General features: G+C 72.2%; 16 protein-coding genes. 10 read left to right on the top strand and 6 right to left on the bottom strand.

What is annotated here, in order from left to right:
* Positions 1 to 20: 20 nt before the first annotated feature.
* Positions 21 to 629 (bottom strand): nucleotidyltransferase family protein, encoded by a 609-nt coding sequence (locus tag LIV37_RS13745; protein ID WP_020867725.1) that lies wholly within the window; start codon positions 627 to 629, stop codon positions 21 to 23.
* 277 nt (positions 630 to 906) lie between these two features.
* On the opposite strand from LIV37_RS13745, the gene LIV37_RS13740 reads away from it, so the two are divergent.
* A complete protein-coding gene (locus LIV37_RS13740) occupies positions 907 to 1,224 on the top strand; it encodes a DUF5955 family protein (RefSeq protein ID WP_167525886.1) in 318 nt (105 codons plus the stop codon).
* A gap of 114 nt (positions 1,225 to 1,338) precedes the next feature.
* Here LIV37_RS13740 and LIV37_RS13735 read toward each other — a convergent pair whose 3' ends face one another.
* Positions 1,339 to 2,121: an IclR family transcriptional regulator gene (locus tag LIV37_RS13735; RefSeq protein WP_020867723.1), complete on the bottom strand. Its 783-nt coding sequence runs from the start codon at positions 2,119 to 2,121 to the stop codon at positions 1,339 to 1,341.
* A gap of 219 nt (positions 2,122 to 2,340) precedes the next feature.
* On the opposite strand from LIV37_RS13735, the gene LIV37_RS13730 reads away from it, so the two are divergent.
* From LIV37_RS13730 to alc, 4 genes are all read left to right on the top strand, one after another.
* Positions 2,341 to 3,084 carry an aspartate/glutamate racemase family protein gene (locus LIV37_RS13730; RefSeq protein ID WP_020867722.1) on the top strand — a complete coding sequence of 248 codons (744 nt, stop codon included), beginning with the start codon at positions 2,341 to 2,343 and terminating at the stop codon, positions 3,082 to 3,084.
* A gap of 75 nt (positions 3,085 to 3,159) precedes the next feature.
* Positions 3,160 to 4,647 carry an NCS1 family nucleobase:cation symporter-1 gene (locus LIV37_RS13725; RefSeq protein WP_020867721.1) on the top strand — a complete coding sequence of 496 codons (1,488 nt, stop codon included), beginning with the start codon at positions 3,160 to 3,162 and terminating at the stop codon, positions 4,645 to 4,647.
* A 54-nt stretch (positions 4,648 to 4,701) separates the two neighbouring features.
* On the top strand, positions 4,702 to 6,087 hold the full coding sequence (gene allB, locus LIV37_RS13720) for an allantoinase AllB (RefSeq protein ID WP_274596685.1): 1,386 nt from the start codon (positions 4,702 to 4,704) through the stop codon (positions 6,085 to 6,087).
* 93 nt (positions 6,088 to 6,180) lie between these two features.
* Complete coding sequence (alc, locus tag LIV37_RS13715) at positions 6,181 to 7,329, top strand: allantoicase (RefSeq protein ID WP_020867719.1); 1,149 nt, start codon at positions 6,181 to 6,183, stop codon at positions 7,327 to 7,329.
* A gap of 13 nt (positions 7,330 to 7,342) precedes the next feature.
* Here alc and LIV37_RS51750 read toward each other — a convergent pair whose 3' ends face one another.
* Positions 7,343 to 10,519 (bottom strand): NACHT domain-containing protein, encoded by a 3,177-nt coding sequence (locus LIV37_RS51750; RefSeq protein ID WP_121825501.1) that lies wholly within the window; start codon positions 10,517 to 10,519, stop codon positions 7,343 to 7,345.
* A gap of 427 nt (positions 10,520 to 10,946) precedes the next feature.
* On the opposite strand from LIV37_RS51750, the gene LIV37_RS13700 reads away from it, so the two are divergent.
* Positions 10,947 to 11,162, top strand: coding sequence for an EF-hand domain-containing protein (locus tag LIV37_RS13700; RefSeq protein ID WP_214663436.1), 216 nt, complete (start codon positions 10,947 to 10,949; stop codon positions 11,160 to 11,162).
* Between the two features lie 123 nt (positions 11,163 to 11,285).
* Here the strand turns inward: LIV37_RS13700 and LIV37_RS13695 are convergent, their stop codons facing one another.
* Positions 11,286 to 12,143, bottom strand: coding sequence for an SCO6745 family protein (locus tag LIV37_RS13695; protein ID WP_020867716.1), 858 nt, complete (start codon positions 12,141 to 12,143; stop codon positions 11,286 to 11,288).
* A gap of 170 nt (positions 12,144 to 12,313) precedes the next feature.
* Between LIV37_RS13695 and LIV37_RS13690 the strand changes: the two genes are divergently transcribed.
* On the top strand, positions 12,314 to 13,144 hold the full coding sequence (locus LIV37_RS13690) for an AIM24 family protein (protein ID WP_020867715.1): 831 nt from the start codon (positions 12,314 to 12,316) through the stop codon (positions 13,142 to 13,144).
* Positions 13,145 to 13,167: 23 nt separating this feature from the next.
* Here the strand turns inward: LIV37_RS13690 and LIV37_RS13685 are convergent, their stop codons facing one another.
* Together LIV37_RS13685 and LIV37_RS13680 are read right to left on the bottom strand one after the other, a co-directional pair.
* Positions 13,168 to 13,365, bottom strand: coding sequence for a DUF6126 family protein (locus tag LIV37_RS13685; protein WP_243146344.1), 198 nt, complete (start codon positions 13,363 to 13,365; stop codon positions 13,168 to 13,170).
* A gap of 14 nt (positions 13,366 to 13,379) precedes the next feature.
* Positions 13,380 to 14,057, bottom strand: a complete 678-nt coding sequence (locus LIV37_RS13680; protein ID WP_020867713.1) for a helix-turn-helix domain-containing protein — start codon at positions 14,055 to 14,057, stop codon at positions 13,380 to 13,382.
* 169 nt (positions 14,058 to 14,226) lie between these two features.
* Here LIV37_RS13680 and LIV37_RS13675 point away from each other — a divergent pair, with 169 nt between their 5' ends.
* From LIV37_RS13675 to LIV37_RS13665, 3 genes are all read left to right on the top strand, one after another.
* Positions 14,227 to 14,655 (top strand): ribonuclease, encoded by a 429-nt coding sequence (locus tag LIV37_RS13675; RefSeq protein WP_020867712.1) that lies wholly within the window; start codon positions 14,227 to 14,229, stop codon positions 14,653 to 14,655.
* Between the two features lie 247 nt (positions 14,656 to 14,902).
* Positions 14,903 to 15,871, top strand: coding sequence for a sugar kinase (locus tag LIV37_RS13670; protein ID WP_121825502.1), 969 nt, complete (start codon positions 14,903 to 14,905; stop codon positions 15,869 to 15,871).
* Positions 15,872 to 16,089: 218 nt separating this feature from the next.
* Positions 16,090 to 16,743, top strand: coding sequence for a bifunctional 4-hydroxy-2-oxoglutarate aldolase/2-dehydro-3-deoxy-phosphogluconate aldolase (locus LIV37_RS13665; RefSeq protein WP_020867710.1), 654 nt, complete (start codon positions 16,090 to 16,092; stop codon positions 16,741 to 16,743).
* The last annotated feature ends 146 nt before the right edge of the window (positions 16,744 to 16,889 follow it).

The following is a 16,889-nucleotide window of genomic DNA, read 5'->3' as shown; positions in this document are numbered from 1 at the left end:
GCCTCGTCCGTCGGCGCCCCTCACTCCAACAGCGTCAAGTCCCCGGGGGTGTCGATATCGTCCGTACGGGCGATATCCGAGCAGTCGACGAGCGTGATCGCGGACCGATGCGCCCGCAGATAGGCGCGTGCCCCCCGGTCGCCCACCGCACTCGCCGCGATGTCCGCCCACCGGTCCGCGCCGAACAGCACCGGATGCCCCCGCTCCCCGCCGTACGCGGCGGCCGCCAGGGTGGACGGCGAGCGGTACGCGGCCACCACCCGGGCCACCGCCTCGGCGCCGATCCCCGGCTGGTCCACCAGCGCGACCAGCGCCGCTTCCGCGCCCGTACCGGCCAGTGAGGCGAGCCCGGCCCGCAGCGAAGAGCCCATGCCCTCCTCCCAGCCGGGGTTGTCCACCAGGACGCACCCGTCCAGCCGGGCCCGCGCCCGTACCGTCCCGGCCGCGGCGCCCAGCACGATGTGCACCGGGGCGCAGCCGCCCTCCCGCAGCGCGTGCGCGGCGCGCTCCACCAACGGCCGCCCCCGATGAGTCAAAAGGGCCTTGGGCCGCCCGCCCAGCCGCCGGCCGCCCCCGGCCGCCAGTACGATCCCGGCGACCTGCGCGGAGTCCTCCGTCGTACGTTCCATGGGCCCTGCTTACCGCACATCGGGGCCGTGCGGGGGCTTCATCCCAGCCGGTCTGATTTTCGCTCTCCGTATAGCGCGTCGTGCACTGAGTGGCGTTAACTGATCCGCGGCCCCTTGTGTCCGAATCCACGCGAGGTGTGGAGGGCTGGGGCGGTCATGCGGGAGAGGGGGCAGGCTCGTGCGAGAGGGCGCGAGGGGGAGAAGGGCAGTGTTGGCCAACGAAGGCGCGAGGCTCTGGGGTGAACCCGGCGCCTTGTCAGTGGAGGGCGCCGCAGTCGTGGAAGCCAGGCGAGTGGCGGGCACCGAGGACGATCCGAGGGCGGCCGAACTACGCCGTGCCGTCGCCCGGCTCAGGCGCGATCTGGCCGCCCACCCGGCGGAATTACCCGACCGGGCGATCGCGGACGACGAACTGGCCGCGCTCGACGCCATGGCCCGCACCGGCGCCCCGGAGCTGCACCGGCTCCGCCGCTCGCTGCTCCTCATCGCGGGTGCCCTGGGCTCGGTCAGCGCACTGAGCCCCGCCCTGACGGGCGTCCGCGCGGCGATCGACCAGTTCGGCAATGTGCCACAGACGGGCATAGGGAGAGACTGAGCGACCGGGCAACGGGCAAGGCTGACCCCGGCGGTCCGGCGGGCCCGTCCGTGGCGGGCTGCTCCCCTCCCCGCCGGGCACCCCGTAGCGGTGCGCCCGCCGTCCCCTCCGCCGTCAGGCGGATCCCGTGCTGGCCAGGGCCCCCGACAGCTCGGCCGCGACCTCCTTGAGGATCGGCACGATCCGCTTCGTGGCCTCGTCGGTCACCCGGCCCGCCGGGCCCGAGATGGAGATGGCCGCCGGGGCGGGGGAGTCGGGCACCGAGACGGCGAGGCAGCGCACGCCCATCTCCTGCTCGTTGTCGTCCACCGCGTAGCCGTGCTCGTGGACCTGCCGCAGCGCGTCGAGGAACCCGTCCGGCGTGGTGATCGTCTTCTCGGTGACCGCGGGCATGCCGGTGCGGGCCAGGAGGGCGCGCACCTCCTCGGGGGGCGTGTCCGCCAGCAGCACCTTGCCGACGCCCGTGGTGTGGGGCAGCACCCGCCGCCCGACCTCGGTGAACATCCGCATCGAGTGGCGCGAGGGCACCTGCGCGACGTACACCACCTCATCGCCGTCCAGCAGCGCCATGTTCGCGGTCTCGCCGGTCTCCTCCACCAGCCGCGCCAGATACGGCCGCGCCCAGGTGCCCAGCAGCCGGGACGAGCTCTCGCCGAGCCGGATCAGCCGGGGCCCGAGGGCATAGCGGCGGTTGGGCTGCTGGCGGACGTAGCCGCAGGCCACCAGCGTGCGCATGAGCCGGTGGATGGTGGGCAGGGGAAGGCCGCTGCTGGTGGAGAGCTCGCTCAGTCCGACCTCGCCCCCGGCGTCGGCCATCCGCTCCAGCAGATCGAAGGCGCGCTCCAGGGACTGGACACCGCCGGCGGTGGCGGTGGTCTTGGACTCGGCGGACGGCACGTCGGCTTCCCTTCACAGTGGGCGGCGCCGGCCTCGCACACGCGTCGGACGCCGCGGCCGACCGGCCACGGGCAGCCTACCCGCCCGCGGCGACCTCCCGTAGCCGCTTGTCAACGATCTCTGTCCGATCCATTGACGACGATGACCACCCTGACTAATTTCTGCATCCCGAAAAGGAAATTCCATCTTATGGAAACAGAGAGTCGTCGCGGGAGTGCTATGCGCATCCTTGTGCTGAATCCGAACACCACCGCCGCCATGACCGCCGGCATCCGGGACCTCGCCGAGGCCGTCGCGAGCCCCGGCACCACCATCGTGGCCACCGAACCACTGTGGGGTCCCGAGTCGATCGAGGGCCACTTCGAGGGGTATCTGAGCGCCGCCGCCGTACTGGACCGGCTGACGACGTTCGACGAACCCTTCGACGCGCTGGTCATGGCCGGGTTCGGCGAGCCGGGGCGGGAGGGCGCGCAGGAGCTGCTCGACGTCCCGGTCCTCGACATCGCCGAGTCCGCAGCCCAGATGGCCATGATGCTCGGCCATTCCTACGGCGTCGTCACCACCCTCGACCGGGCCGTGCCGCAGATCCGGGACCGGCTGCTCACGGCCGGCCTGCTGGCCCGCTGCGCGGGTGTGCGCGGCACCGGTCTGGGCGTACTGGAGCTGGAGGCGGACCGGGAGCGGACCGTCGAGGTCATCGTGGCGACCGCGCGGGAGGTGGTGGAGCGGGACGGCGCCGAGGTGATCTGCCTGGGCTGTGGGGGCATGGCCGGGCTGCGGGAGCGGGTCTCGAAGGCGCTGGGCGGTCTGCCCGTCGTCGACGGGGTCGCCGCCGCCGTGAAGTTCGCCGAGGCGCTCGTCGGACTCGGCCTCTCCACCAGCAAGGCGCGGGCCTTCGCCCCGCCCCGGCCCAAGACCATCACCGGCTGGCCCCTGAGCGGGCGTCGGCCCGACATCCGGTGAACCGGCGGCTTCAAGGGCATCAACGGCAGCAACGGCAGCAACGGCAGGAACGGCACCACCCCCTCGGAGGGCACCATGACAGCACCCCGTTCGCCCGACCCCCGTCTGTACAACGAGGACCTCGCGCCCGCGAAGGAGCGCACCTGGGGGACGTACAGCATCTTCGCCCTGTGGATGTCGGACACCCACGCGATCAGCAACTACGCCTTCGCGGCGAGCCTGTTCGTCCTCGGGCTGCCCACCTGGGAGGTGTTCCTGTCCCTGCTCGCCGGCATCACCATCGTCCACTGGCTCATGAACCGCATGGGCCACGCGGGCCACCGCACCGGAGTGCCCTTCCCGGTTCTGGCGCGGGCCAGCTGGGGGGTGTACGGCGCCAATATCCCGGCGCTGCTCCGGGCCGTGATGGCGGTCGCCTGGTACGGCATCCAGACCTGGCTGGCGTCGGAGGCGCTCATCCTGCTCGGCGTCCAGCTCGCGCCGGGGCTCGCGGAGTACGACCACAACTCCATCCTGGGCCTGTCGACCCTGGGCTGGATCGCGTTCCTGGTGATGTGGCTGCTCCAGGCGGTGCTGCTGACCCGGGGCATGGAGTTCATCCGCAAGGTGCAGGACTTCGCCACCGGCCCGGTGGTCTGGCTGGTCATGCTCGTGCTCGCCGTATGGCTGGTGGTCAAGGCGGGCGGCGACATCTCGCTCACCCGCAGCCTGACCGGGCTGAGCGGTGGCGAACAGCTGCACCAGAGCGTGATCGCGGTCAGCCTGACCGTGGCCACCTTCCTCACCCTGGTGCTCAACTACGCCGACTTCGCCCGCTTCACCCCGGATCACCGCTCGTACCGGCGCGGCAATCTGCTGGGGCTGCCGGTGAACTTCACCGCCTTCGCCGTCGTCTCCGTGCTGATGACGGCGGGCACGATCTCGGTCTTCGGCACCGCGGTCGCCGATCCGGTCCATGTCATCGCGCGGATCGACAACCCGGTGGTCACGGTGGTCGGCGCGCTGTCCTTCATGATCGCCACGATCGGGATCAACGTCGTGGCGAACTTCGTCTCACCGGCGTACGACTTCGCCAACCTCGCCCCCAAGCACCTGGACTTCCGGCGCGGCGGCATGGTCACGGCGGTGCTCGCGATCGTCGTGATGCCGTGGAAGCTGTACTCCAGCCCCGTCGTCATCCAGTACTTCCTGGGCGGCCTCGGCGCCTTCCTCGGCCCGCTCGTCGCGATCCTGCTGGTCGACTACTACCTGGTGCGGCGCGGCCGGATCGATGTCGACGCCCTGTTCAGCGCGGACCAGGCGGGGGCGTACTACTACCGCCGGGGCTTCAACCCCGAGGCCGTCATCGCCTTCGTGCCCGCGGCCGCGGTCTCCGCGGTGCTCGCACTGGTCAAGTTCTTCTCGGACGTCGCCCCGTTCTCCTGGTGCTTCGGACTGGCCATCGCCGGGGGTGTCTACGGCCTGAGGTCCGCGAAGGCCAGGGTCGGCGGCGCGATGGCCCAGACGCTGATCACATCGCAGGTCACGACGGGTGGGGTCTTGGCCCGCCCGGCGGCGGAGTGAAGACTTGCCGCACCCGATGAAAAACGCATTCGATATCGCGAAAGGTTGGTGACGGTGTTCGACCTGGATCCGGAAGCGCGTTCGGAACCGGAGCCCGAACCGGAGCTGGTGCTGCGCTCACGCCGCGTCATGACCCCGGATGGTCCGCGCGCGGCATCCGTCGCCGTGTCCGTCGCCGAGGGGAGGATCAGCGCCGTCCTGCCGTACGACACCGCCGTACCGCCCGGGGCGCGACTCGAAGACCTCGGGGACGACGTCCTGCTCCCCGGCCTCGTCGACACCCACGTCCACGTCAACGACCCCGGCCGCACCGCATGGGAGGGGTTCGGCTCCGCCACCCGCGCCGCCGCGGCCGGTGGCGTCACCACCCTCGTCGACATGCCGCTCAACAGCGTCCCGCCGACCACCACCGTCCCCGCCCTGGAGGTCAAACAGGCCGTCGCCCGGCGGTCGGCCCATGTCGACATCGGGTTCTGGGGCGGCGCCGTGCCCGGGAACGCCCCGGAGCTGCGGCCGCTGCACGACGCGGGCGTTCTCGGCTTCAAGGCGTTCCTGCTCCCCTCCGGCGTGGACGAATTCCCGCCACTCGCCCCCGACCAGCTCCGGACCGCCCTCCGCGAGATCGCGGGCTTCGGCGGACTGCTGATCGTCCACGCCGAGGACGCCCGCCTCATCGACGGCGCCCCGCCGCCCACCGGCCCGCGCTACGCCGACTTCCTCGCCTCCCGCCCGAGCGCCGCCGAGAACGAGGCCATCGCGGGCCTCATCGCCCTCGCCCGCGAGCTGGACGCCCGCGTCCACGTCCTGCACCTCTCGTCCGCCGACGCGCTGCCGCTGATCGCCGACGCACGGCGCGAGGGCGTCCGGATCACCGTGGAGACCTGCCCGCACTTCCTGACCCTCACCGCCGAGGAAGTCCCCGACGGCGCCACGGAGTTCAAATGCTGTCCGCCGATCAGGGAGGCCGCCAACCAGGACGCGCTGTGGGCGGGCCTGGCGGCCGGGGAGATCGACTGCGTCGTCTCCGACCACTCGCCCTGCTCGGCCGAGCTCAAGGTCGGCGACTTCGGGCAGGCCTGGGGCGGCATCTCCTCGCTCCAGCTCGGGCTCCCGGCCGTCTGGACGGCGGCCCGGCGGCGCGGCCACACCCTCCACGACGTGGCCCGCTGGATGTCCACCGGCCCCGCCGCGCTCGTCCGTCTCGACCGTAAGGGCGCCATCGAGCCGGGGCGCGACGCCGACTTCGCGGTCCTCGCCCCCGACGAGACCTTCACCGTCGACCCCGTCACCCTCCACCACCGCAACCAGGTCACCGCCTACGCGGGCAGAACGCTGTACGGCGTCGTACGGTCCACATGGCTGCGCGGCCGGAAGATCGCCGACCACGGCACGCCGGCCGAACCCACCGGCCGACTCCTGGAAAGGCCGTCCTGCCCATGACCACGCCGCCGGAAGGTCCGTCCCGCCCATGACCAACGCCGCCGGAAGGTCCGTCCCGCCCATGACCGCGCCGATGGAAAGGCAGCCCCGCACATGACCGCGCCGACCCCCCGCTTCACCGGCGACGCCGCCCCGTACGGCGGTGGCGACCCGTACGCCGACTACCGGACCGCCGACCTCCCCTTCACCCACCTCGTGGACCTGGCCGACCGGCGGCTCGGCGGAAGCGTGATCGCCGCCAACGACGAGTTCTTCGCCGAGCGCGAGAACCTGCTGAGGCCCGAAGCGCCGCGCTTCGACCCCGAGGCCTTCGGCCACAAGGGCAAGGTCATGGACGGCTGGGAGACCCGGCGGCGGCGCGGGGCCTCGGCCGACACCCCGCATCCGGCCGAGGACGACCACGACTGGGCCCTGATCCGCCTCGGCGCGCCCGGGGCCGTCCACGGCATCGTCGTCGACACCGCCCACTTCCGCGGCAACTACCCGCGCGCGGTGAGCGTCGAGGCCACGGCGGTGGACGGCACCCCGTCCCCCGAGGAGCTCCTGGCCGACGACATCGTATGGACCGAGCTCGTCCCCCGTACGCGGATCGGCGGCCACGCGGCCAACGGCTTCCCCGTCTCCGTCCGCCGCCGCTTCACCCACCTCCGCCTCAAGCAGCACCCCGACGGGGGCATCGCCCGCCTCCGCGTCCACGGCGAGGCCGCCCCCGACCCGGCGTGGCTCACCGCCCTCGGCACCTTCGACCTGGTGGCGCTGGAGCACGGCGGAGCGGCCGAGGACGCCTCCGACCGCTTCTACTCCCCGCCCGCCAACTCCATCGGGCCGGGCCGCTCCACACGGATGGACGAGGGCTGGGAGACCCGCCGCCGCCGCGACACGGGCCACGACTGGGTCCGCTACCGCCTCGCCGCCCAGGGGTCCATCCGCGCCGTGGAGATCGACACCGGCTGCTACAAGGGCAACGCACCGGGCTGGGCGGCGCTGTACGGCCTCGACGCGACAACCGGCGCGGACCCGGCCGACCACACGGCCCCGGCCTGGACCGAACTCCTGCCCCGCACCCGCCTCCAGCCCGATACGGTCCACCGCTTCCTCCTGGACGCGGCCCCGCCGGTGACCCACGTCCGGATCGACATCCATCCGGACGGCGGCGTGGCCCGCCTACGGCTGCACGGCTCGCTGACCGAGCACGGCGCGCAGCGGCTGGCCGCGCGCCACACGGAGCTGGGCGGCGCCTGAGCGTTGTCTCCCCTCACCGGTAGCGGACTCGGATGCCGGGGTCGAGGTGTTCGGTCCCGGTGACGGTCTGTGTGCTGCCCACCTCGACGGTGAGCTGCGTCGGGGCCGTGCGGCCGGCCAGGGATGAGAGGTCCAGGGGGCCTGGGTACGGCCCGTGGCACTCGCCGAAGAAAACGGAGCGCAGAGAGTCGATACCGTTCAAAGCGCCGATGTCGGCCGGAAAAGCGCAGCGGTAGAAATTCAGTTCCTGAACGCGTACGGACGCGGACAGGACGGGGAAGCCCTCGGACAGATCGAAGCCGCTCAGCCGCAGCCACCGCAGGCCGCTCGCCGCGGAAAGGTCTGCGAGGTGCAGCGGACTCCCCGAACCCTCCAGGTTCAGTTTCCGCACCGGCCGCAGCTGGCGGAGGAAACTCAGGTCGGGGTTGTGGGGGAGGGCGCCCAGGCCGAGCGAGGTCAGCTTCTCCGGAAGCGGGATATCGGCGATGGGCGGGAGGGAGGCCCAATGGGTGAGCTGCAATTCCTCGAGGTGGGTGAGGGTTTCCAGCGGGGAGGCGTCCTCGAGGGCGATGTTTCCGACGATCGAGAGGACGGTGAGCCGGGGATGAGCGGTGAGGGGGCTGAGATCGTTATGGTTCCTCAGCCGTGAGATCGACAGCCAGGAGAGTTCCGGGAAATCCGCGAGGGGTGCGAGACCCTCGGTGAGCGGATGGTTGATCCATATCTTCCGCGTCGACCGCAGCTCCCTGGCCGGGGTCCACTGGCTGGGATGGGAAAGCGTCAGTGTGACGTCCTCCAGGGAACACTTGGCGAGCACGCGCCGGGCGTACTCTTCCGGGTCGAAATACTCCCAGACGTCGGCGAGTTCCTTCTCCGCTTCGGGATGCCCGGACTCCGCGTAAGCGGCCAGCAGATCGAGCGCCCTCCCGCCGCCGATGAGCGCGGCGGTGCGCACGGAGGTCCTGGCGGCCGTCCCGCTCAGACCGCCCAGTGAACGCGGCAGCCGACGCAGCACCGGATCCCCCACCACGGCCAGCGATACGACGTCCTTACGGCGTCTCGGCGGCACCAGCGACCCCAGAGCGCCGTCCAGCCGTTCGGTGAGTTCGGAAGGCACCGACTCCATCGTCTCCAGGCAGGACGCCGCCAGCAGCCGCAGCCCGCGCGCATGGCGGCGCTCGGCCTCGGCGCGCTCCAGAATGCCGGTGATCAGCTCCTGCCGCTGGCTGCGGTTGGCGTGTCCGGCGGCCATGATGATGGTCTCGCGCCAGGTGTCCAGATGGGACCGCTCGATGAGATTGCCGATGCGGTCCTCCTCCGCCGCTTCCTCGGCCGCCAGGTACTCCTGGAAGCTGCGGTGCAGAAAGTCGATCCGGTCCTCCGCGGGGACGCGCAGCACCCCCGAACGCGACACCAGATGATCCAGGACCTCTTCGCCCCCGTCGTCCAGGTGACGCATCGACGCCACCTTGGCCGTGACGTGGGCGAGGGCCTTCTCCGTGGCGATCTCACTGCGGTTGTTGTCCGACAGCCGCCACGCCAGATCCCGCAGCAGGCACAGCTTGTCCGTCAGGCTGAGCTGCACATCCAGCGCGCTGGGCACCCCGCGCTCCGCGTCGCGGCGCTGCACCAGCAGCTCCAGCGCGATGCGGTACAGCTCCATACGGTTGCGTGGCAGCCGTCGGCGCCGTCCCAGGTGTAGTGCGCACAGCAGGGCCGCCAGCAGGGGGCTCGCGGCGAGCGCCCGCAAATGCGGGCGGTCCTGGAGAGCGGTCAGCAACGCCCGCTCGTAGTGCGGCAGTTCCTCCGGGGCGCACGGCAACTCGCAGGCCTGGGCGCCCACCGCCTGGTGCCACTGCTGGACGAACGCCCGCAGATCCGCGGGGGTCATCCGCTCCAGCCCCACCGGGGCGAACCCCTCCGCGCGCAGCCAGTCGCCGCGCGCGGCGGTCGGGCGGGAGGTCACCACCGTGCGGGTGTCCGGGTAGGCGCTGAGCAGCAGCCGGAGCCACTCCCTGACCCCGCGCCGCTCCGTCGCGACGAGTTCGTCCACCCCGTCGACGAGCAGCAGCACCCGCCCCGCCTGGAACGCGCGGTCCACCCACGCCCGGGGCATATGGCCGGTCAGCGGCCCCGCCGTGGCGTCCAGCAGCTCCTCCGGGCGCGGCAGCTCGCGGGAGGCGTAACGCCGCAGTTTGACCAGGACGGGGACAAGTCCGTTCCAGTCGGCCAGATCCCCGCCGAACGCGCCGCGCGCCGCCGTGACGGCCAGCCAGTTGAGCAGAGTCGTCTTGCCAGAACCCGCCTCGCCGCGCAACAGCACCCGCGGCGACTCCTTCAACGCCGCCTCCACCCGTACGCTCGCCGAGAGCTCGTGCTCCGCGCCGCCCCACGACCCGATGCCCGTCCGCAACCGGTGGTCGGGTCCGCCCGACGCCCTCCGCGCCGCCCGCCCCTCCTCGTCCGTGCTGACCCGCAGACTGATGTACGCGACGGACAACTTGGTGCGCGGGGCCTGACCGGCCGTGAAGCTGAACAGCTCCACCTCGTCCAGGGTCCGGCTGAGGAACTCCAGGTACTCCCTGCGGAAGGCGGCGTCCTGATCCGCCCCCTGCGGCGCGTACAGCGATCTGACCGGGAGCCGCTCCAGCACCCGGCTCAGCTCGGGGCCGAGCTCGCCGACCCGCCCCAGCAGTTCGGCGATCCCGCGCTCGGTGAAGACCGGGAGCCGCTGCAGGATCCGCACATAGCAGTCGCAGCACTCGGCCAGCACCAGCTCGTAGAAGTGCGTGGCCGCCTCGCCCAGCCCGGCGGGCGGGGGAGCGGAGGCCCGCACCCGGCGGGCCAGCTCGGCGGGGTTGGCATCGGACCCGAGGATCGCCTCGTCGGACAGGTCCGCACGGCCGAAGGCCGCCGTCACGGCGTCGAGCGCCGCCTGCCGCCCGCCCTCCTCCAGACCGCGGAACTCATGCCCGCACATGGGCTCCAGCCGCGCCGCCACCGCGTCCGCGATCTGCTCGAACTGCCGCTCCACACCCCGCTGCGCCCGCAGCCCCGGAACCCGCCGCCGGACCAGCGCGGACATCTCCATCCGGCTCTCCTGCTCGCGCCGGCGCGGTTCGAGCCATAACCGCACGACACGGGTCGCGACCGTCCGCCCGAGATTGATGGCAGCTGCCTCAGCGCTCACTCCGCGGGCCCCTCTCTGGACGCACCACTCCGGCTCCGATCCAGTTCCGGCCGGCCATCGCCGCCCGATGACCCGGCGGGTCCCGGTTTCCCACCAGCTTAGGAACCGGGACCCCGCAGCGCGGCGGTTCCGCTTACGTCCAGTCAACTAGCCTCTTGGGACAATGAGAGCTCCGGAGCCCGTCGTGGGGTCTCCGGGGCTCTCTCGTGTGCGGCGCCCGGGGGGTGCCGCTCTGGGCTCCGTGGGGCACGGACTCACCGTGCGCCACTCGCCGTCGTAGCCGATCACGTCACCCGGACCGATCAGGGCCGCGCACTTGGCCGGCAGGCACCCCGGCGTCGCGTCCCGCTTCGGCGTGCTGCAGGCGATCAATGCGCAGTAACATCGCACAACATCCAGCGAGGAAGGGCGAACTCACGTGGTGGACATGAAGGCGGCCGCGCGCAAGGTCTTCGATGCGTACGACCTCGATGCCGACGGGCAGATAACCGCCAAGGAATACCAGCAGGTCGTCGCCGAGCTGCGTGGCGAGCACCTCACCGACGAGCAGGCGCAACGATTCATCGACGTACTCGACGCGGACGGCGACGGCACGATGTCGTTCGAGGAGTTCTGGGCCCCGATGCAGGGCGGCGCGGCCTGACCGTTGGGCGGGCGTGGACGTGGGCCCGAAGAACGGTGGCACCGCGTCACGGGAGAAGCTGACCGCCGACTATGAGCTTCCGGCTACCCGGACGCCCCTGTCGTGCCGCCCTGGCAGGACCGCTCACCCCGTCGGCTTCGGGAGCCCGATCGGGTTGGGGAAGCGGAGGGCGGTGGCGCAGGCGGTGGTGAGGGGGGTGAGGAGGCGGACCAGGGTTGTCGCCTGCTCGGGGGTCAGGGGGCGCCACGGGCGTTCCGCCGCCTGGTCCGTGGCGGTCTCGGCCGTGCGGAGGAGATCGTGTCCGGCCTCCGTCGCGGTGGCGTCCGGCGTAAGTAGGCCGCGGTCGGTCAGGCGCTGGGCGGCGGCGTCCCACTCCTGGTCGGTCCAGCCGCGGTGGGGCTGGAGTTCGGCGCGGGGGACGTCCACGGCGGAGCGGAGGACGAGGGCTTCGCAGCCGTCGAGACCGGCGGCGACGAGGGCCGCGACATGGCCGTCGCCGCGGTGCTCGCGCAGCAGGGTCGCCGCATGCCACAGCCGCTCGACCGGTTTGTCGGGAAAGTCCAGGGCGCCGTTCGCGGCGGCCAGCACCCGGCCGGAGCCGTCCAGACCCGCGGCGCGGGGGACCAGAGCCTCGGTGGCGCGCTCCACCTCGCGCTCGTACCCGGCGAGCAGCCGGGTGAGGGCGGCCGCGGCGCCCGCGCGGCGGAGTTCCAGGGCGCGCTCGGGGGCGGCCAGGGACCAGACGTCGGGCAGGGCTCGGGCCACCATCGCGGGGGCGAAGGTGAAGAAGGACGCCACGACGGGCTCCGGTCCGACCGGCCCGAGAGGCGCGGCACGGCCCGCGAAGTAGCCGCGCCAGAAGCCGCGGAGCCCGGCGTCCGCGTACGCGGCCCGGGCTTCCGGGGCGAAGTACGCGACCGCGTGGATCGGCTCGTAGAGGGCCCACATCGTGCGGGCGGTCGTCGCGGCGCTCGTGCTCATCGCCATGTTCCCTGCTCCCTTCGGCGTCGACCCGGGGCCGGACCACGACTGGCATTGTGCCAAGCTCACGGAACCTGGTGGTCCGGGTCGGACGTTGACCCGGATGTCCGGTTATGACGGCACCTGGCACCACTTGACACCACCTGACGCGACCCTCGAGGAGATCGGCTGTGACCCTGCGGCAAGAGATCGTCGGCAACGCCATGCAGATGGCGGTCTGCACCCTCCACCCGGGGCAGACCGTCTACTGCGAGGCCGGAAAGTTCCTGTTCAAGACGTCGAACGTGACGATGGAGACTCGGCTGTCCGGGCCCGCCGGGGGCGGCGGTCAGGCCGCCGGGGGCAGCGGTGGGAGCGGCGCGGGCGGTGGCATGGGCGGGATGCTGCGCCAGGCCATGGGCACCGCGATGCAGGTGGGGCAGCGGGCGCTGGCGGGGGAGTCGCTGGCGTTCCAGTACTTCACCGCCACCGGTGGCGAGGGCACCGTCGGCTTCGCGGGGGTGCTGCCCGGCGAGATGCGGGCGCTGGAGCTGGACGGGGCGCGGGCGTGGTTCGCGGAGAAGGACGCCTTCGTGGCGGCCGAGTCCACCGTGGAGTTCGGGATCGCCTTCCAGGGCGGGAAGACCGGGCGCAGCGGCGGCGAGGGGTTCATCCTGGAGAAGTTCGCCGGGCACGGCACCGTGATCATCTGCGGCGCGGGCAACTTCATCGATCTCAACCCGGCCGATTTCGGCGGCCGGATCGAGGTCGACACGGGCTGCATCGTGGCCTTCGAGGAGGGCATCCAGTACGGCGTGCAGCGCATCGGCGGGCTCAACCGCCAGGGGCTGATGAACGCGGTCTTCGGCGGTGAGGGGCTGTCGCTGGCCACGCTGGAGGGCAACGGGCGGGTGATCCTCCAGTCGCTCACCATCGAGGGCCTGGCGAACGCCCTGAAGAAGGCGCAGGGCGGCGACAAGCAGGGGCCGACGGGCGGGATGTTCTCCACCCACGCGGGGTGACGGCCCGGCCCTCGGGCCCAGGCTTATTTCGCGCCCGCCACGTAGAAGAGGAAGAAGAGAAAAGCGGCGATGAAGTGGACGCCCACGAGGTAGATGAAGACCCGCACGGTGAAGGTCATCGGCGCCCGGTCCTCCTCGTTCGGGCCGGACCGGGCCGGTGTCGCGGGGGTCATCGGGGCATCGGTCGCAGCGGCCGCATCGATCGGCTTGGCCGCACTCATGTCGTTCCCGTCCTTCATGGCGTACCGGGCCTTCCTCGGCGAACGGCGTCGCCGAGGCACAGCTCGGCCGCGCCGCTCTGCAGCAGCGTGTGGACGAAGAGCAGATCCACGCCCCCGGGCGAGGCGGCGGCGATGCGGTGCGGGGTGAGCGAGTCGAAGTGGGCCGCGTCGCCCGCGGAGAGGGCGTGCACGGTCTCGCCGAGCGTCAGCCGCAGCCGGCCCCCCAGGACGTAGAGCCACTCCTCGCCGGGGTGGACCCGCACCAGGTCCTCCTGGGCGGCGGAGCGCTCCGGTACGTGCAGCCGCAGCGCCTGCATGGCCCGGCCGGACCCGCCGGCCTGCCAGTAGGTCCAGCCGCCCGCCTCCTGCGCCTCCATGCGGTCGGCCCGTACGACCGGGTCCCGCTCCGCGGGCACCTCGCCCAGCAGGTCGGATACCGTTGTTCCGTAGGTACGGGCCAGGGTCAGCAGCATCGGGAGCGAGGGCTGGCGGCGGCCCGTCTCCAGCCGGGACAGATGCGCGGGGGAGAGCCCGACCCGATGGGCGGCGGCCTCGAGCGTCAGACCGCTGCGTCGCCGCAGGTCACGCAGGCGGGGAGCGACGGTGGGCAGCTCGGCGGACGGTCCGCCGGGGTCACCGTCGGCCGGTCCGCCCGTGGGCCACTCGGCGAGCCCGTGGGGGAGCGGGTTCATATCTCCGGTATAGCCAGCCTTGACCTCTGAGGCAAAAAGTTTGCCTCAGAGGCAAGAGGTTACGTTTCCGTTACCTCTTCTGACGCTTCGCGCAGTTCTTGTGAACTCCCGGAGAACGGCCGTCACTTGGCATTGACACGACAGCGTCTACGCGCGTCATGCTATGTCTATGACAATCCCCCCACGGATCGCCCGCATCGGTGCCCTCGGTGCCCTCGTCTCGACGCTGCTCATCGGCGGCGCGGCCACCGCGGCCACCGCCGTCACCCCGGCGGCATCGCAGACCGTTGCGTCGTCGCAGGTCATCGCCGCCGTTGGCGACATCTGCTACTCGGATCTGCCCTCCCAGGCCCATGACACCCTGGACCTGATCGAAAAGGGCGGCCCCTACCCGTTCCCGCAGGACGGCACCGTCTTCCAGAACCGTGAAGGCGTCCTTCCGTCCCAGTCCTCCGGCTACTACCACGAGTACACCGTGATCACCCCGGGCTCCGACGACCGTGGCGCCCGGCGCATCGTCACCGGTAAGCAGACGGACGAGGACTACTACACCGCGGACCACTACGCCTCGTTCGACCTGGTGGACCGCGGCTGCTGACGCGGCCCCCGAAGACCGCCACCCCCCGCAACCGCGGCCGCTGCCCCCACCGGGCAGCGGCCGCGGTGCTCTGTCCAACCGTCCGCCCGCCCCCACCCTCGCTCCCGCCCTCGCTCCCGTTCTGCCCTGGGCCCGCCCTCCGCGCCCGACGCCGTCCCGTATCGGCCGCAGGTCCCGGGAACCCCGCGCGGGCCATTGTCGTTGCTTCCCGATACCGTCTCGGTTAGCAGCGGACGCGCGGGGAGGCATGGTGGCGAAGGGTCCGGAAGTGGTCACGTGCGGGGAGGCAATGCTTCTCCTGCTCGCCGAGCCCGGGGTTCCGCTGGACCGGGCCGTGCATTTCCGCAGGTCGGTGGCGGGAGCCGAATCCAATGTGGCCGTGGGTCTCGCCCGGCTCGGCCACGGTGTGCGCTGGCTCGGCCGGGTCGGCGCCGATCCCGCGGGGGAGGCGGTGCTGCGCGAGCTGCGCGCCGACTGTGTGGACGTCGCCCACGCGATCGTGGACGACCACGCGCCCACCGGGCTGCTGATGCGGGACAGCCATGCGTACCGCGCCATCGATGTGCAGTACTACCGCATGGGCTCGGCCGCCTCCCGGCTGACGCCCGAGCAGATACGCCCCGAGGCACTCGAAGGCACCCAACTGCTGCATCTGTCCGGGATCACGCCGATGCTCTCGCCGACCGCGGCGGCCGCGAGCCGCCGCCTGGTGGAGCTGGCCCGTGCGGCCGGGGCCAAGGTGTCCTTCGATCCGAACGTACGGCACAAGCTGGGCGGCGCGGCGCAGTGGGCGCAGACGGCGGGCCCGTTGCTGCGCGACGCCGACATCGTCCTCGCGGGCGAGGAGGAGTTGGAGCTGCTCACCGCCCAACCCGCCGACGAGGCCGCGCGGGAGCTGCTGCGCGGCGGGGCCGCCGAGGTCGTGATCAAGCGCGCCGACCACTCCTCGACCGTCCTCACCGCGGACGGCGGCTGGGACCAGTCGCCCCACGCGGTGCCGGTCGTCGACCCGATCGGCGCCGGTGACGGCTTCGCGGCCGGCTATCTGTCGGCGCGGCTGCGCGGGCTGCACGAGGACCAGGCGCTCGCCGAGGCGGCGTGCGTGGCCGCCCTGGTCGTCCAGGCCGCCACCGATACGGACGGGCTGCCCACCGCCGCCGCGCGGGACCGGGCGCTCGCCGAGCTGTCCAAGGGCGGGGACGCGGTATACCGCTGAACCGGCCGCGGCACCCACGGCCCGCCCGGAGAGGGCGGGGCCGCGCACGTCACAACAACACAGAGCAGCACCGGTAAGACGGACAACCCAGATACCGATCCACCAAGCGCACACAGCACCGCGTATCGTCCACCGCACACCGAAACCGCCGCATATCCCGGAGGCAATCCGGAGCGGCATCGCCAGCAGCACTTGGGAAAGGAAAGGCGGCGACCGCCGTGTACCGCTGGGAGATCACCCGGGCCGCGCTCGCGCAGCGCGTCCTCGCCATCGTCCGTAGCGACAGCTACGACCACGCCCACGCCACGGCGGACAGCCTGCTCTCCGCCGGTATCACCAGCCTGGAGATCTCGCTGACCACGCCCTTCGCCCTGGAGGCGGTCACCACCCTGATCCGGGAGGTCGGCGACGACGCGGTGATCGGCGCGGGCACGGTGCTCGATGGCGCCTCGGCCCGGATGGCGGTGGACGCGGGCGCCCGCTTCCTCGTCTCGCCGAGTCTGGACCCCGAGGTCATCCGCACCGGCCACCGCTATGGTCTGCCGGTCTTCCCCGGCGTGGCCACGCCCACCGAGGCGGTCCGCGCGATGGAGCTGGGCGCGGACGCCCTGAAGCTCTTCCCCGCCTCCGCCTACGGGCCCAGATGGGTCAGCGACGTACGGGCCGCGCTGCCACAGGCCGCCGTGGTCCCCACCGGCGGGGTGACCCTGGCCGAGGCCCCGGACTGGGTCGCGGCCGGGGCCGTCGCGTGCGGAATGGGCTCGGCGCTGTCCGAGGGCGACCGGGACACCGTGGGCAAGCGCGCCGCCGAACTGCTGGCCCGCCTCGCGGATGTGGCGCCCCCGCTGGACTCGCCGCACGAGCCTTACTGACGGCGGTACACGACTCCCGCGTATCCCATCCGGTGGTCAACGGCTTCCCGTGGGCCGGGACTTCTGCCACCCTGAGCGCTGTTGATCACGCGGCTCCTACGGGGTGTCCGGCGGGCCACGCGGCGGAGCCGCGTATCGATGCTTTC

The sequence above is a fragment of the Streptomyces rapamycinicus NRRL 5491 genome, assembly GCF_024298965.1.
Classification (GTDB): Bacteria; Actinomycetota; Actinomycetes; order Streptomycetales; family Streptomycetaceae; genus Streptomyces; species Streptomyces rapamycinicus.
Note: the sequence above shows the minus strand (reverse complement) of the source record. Positions and strands in the feature narration are given on the sequence as shown.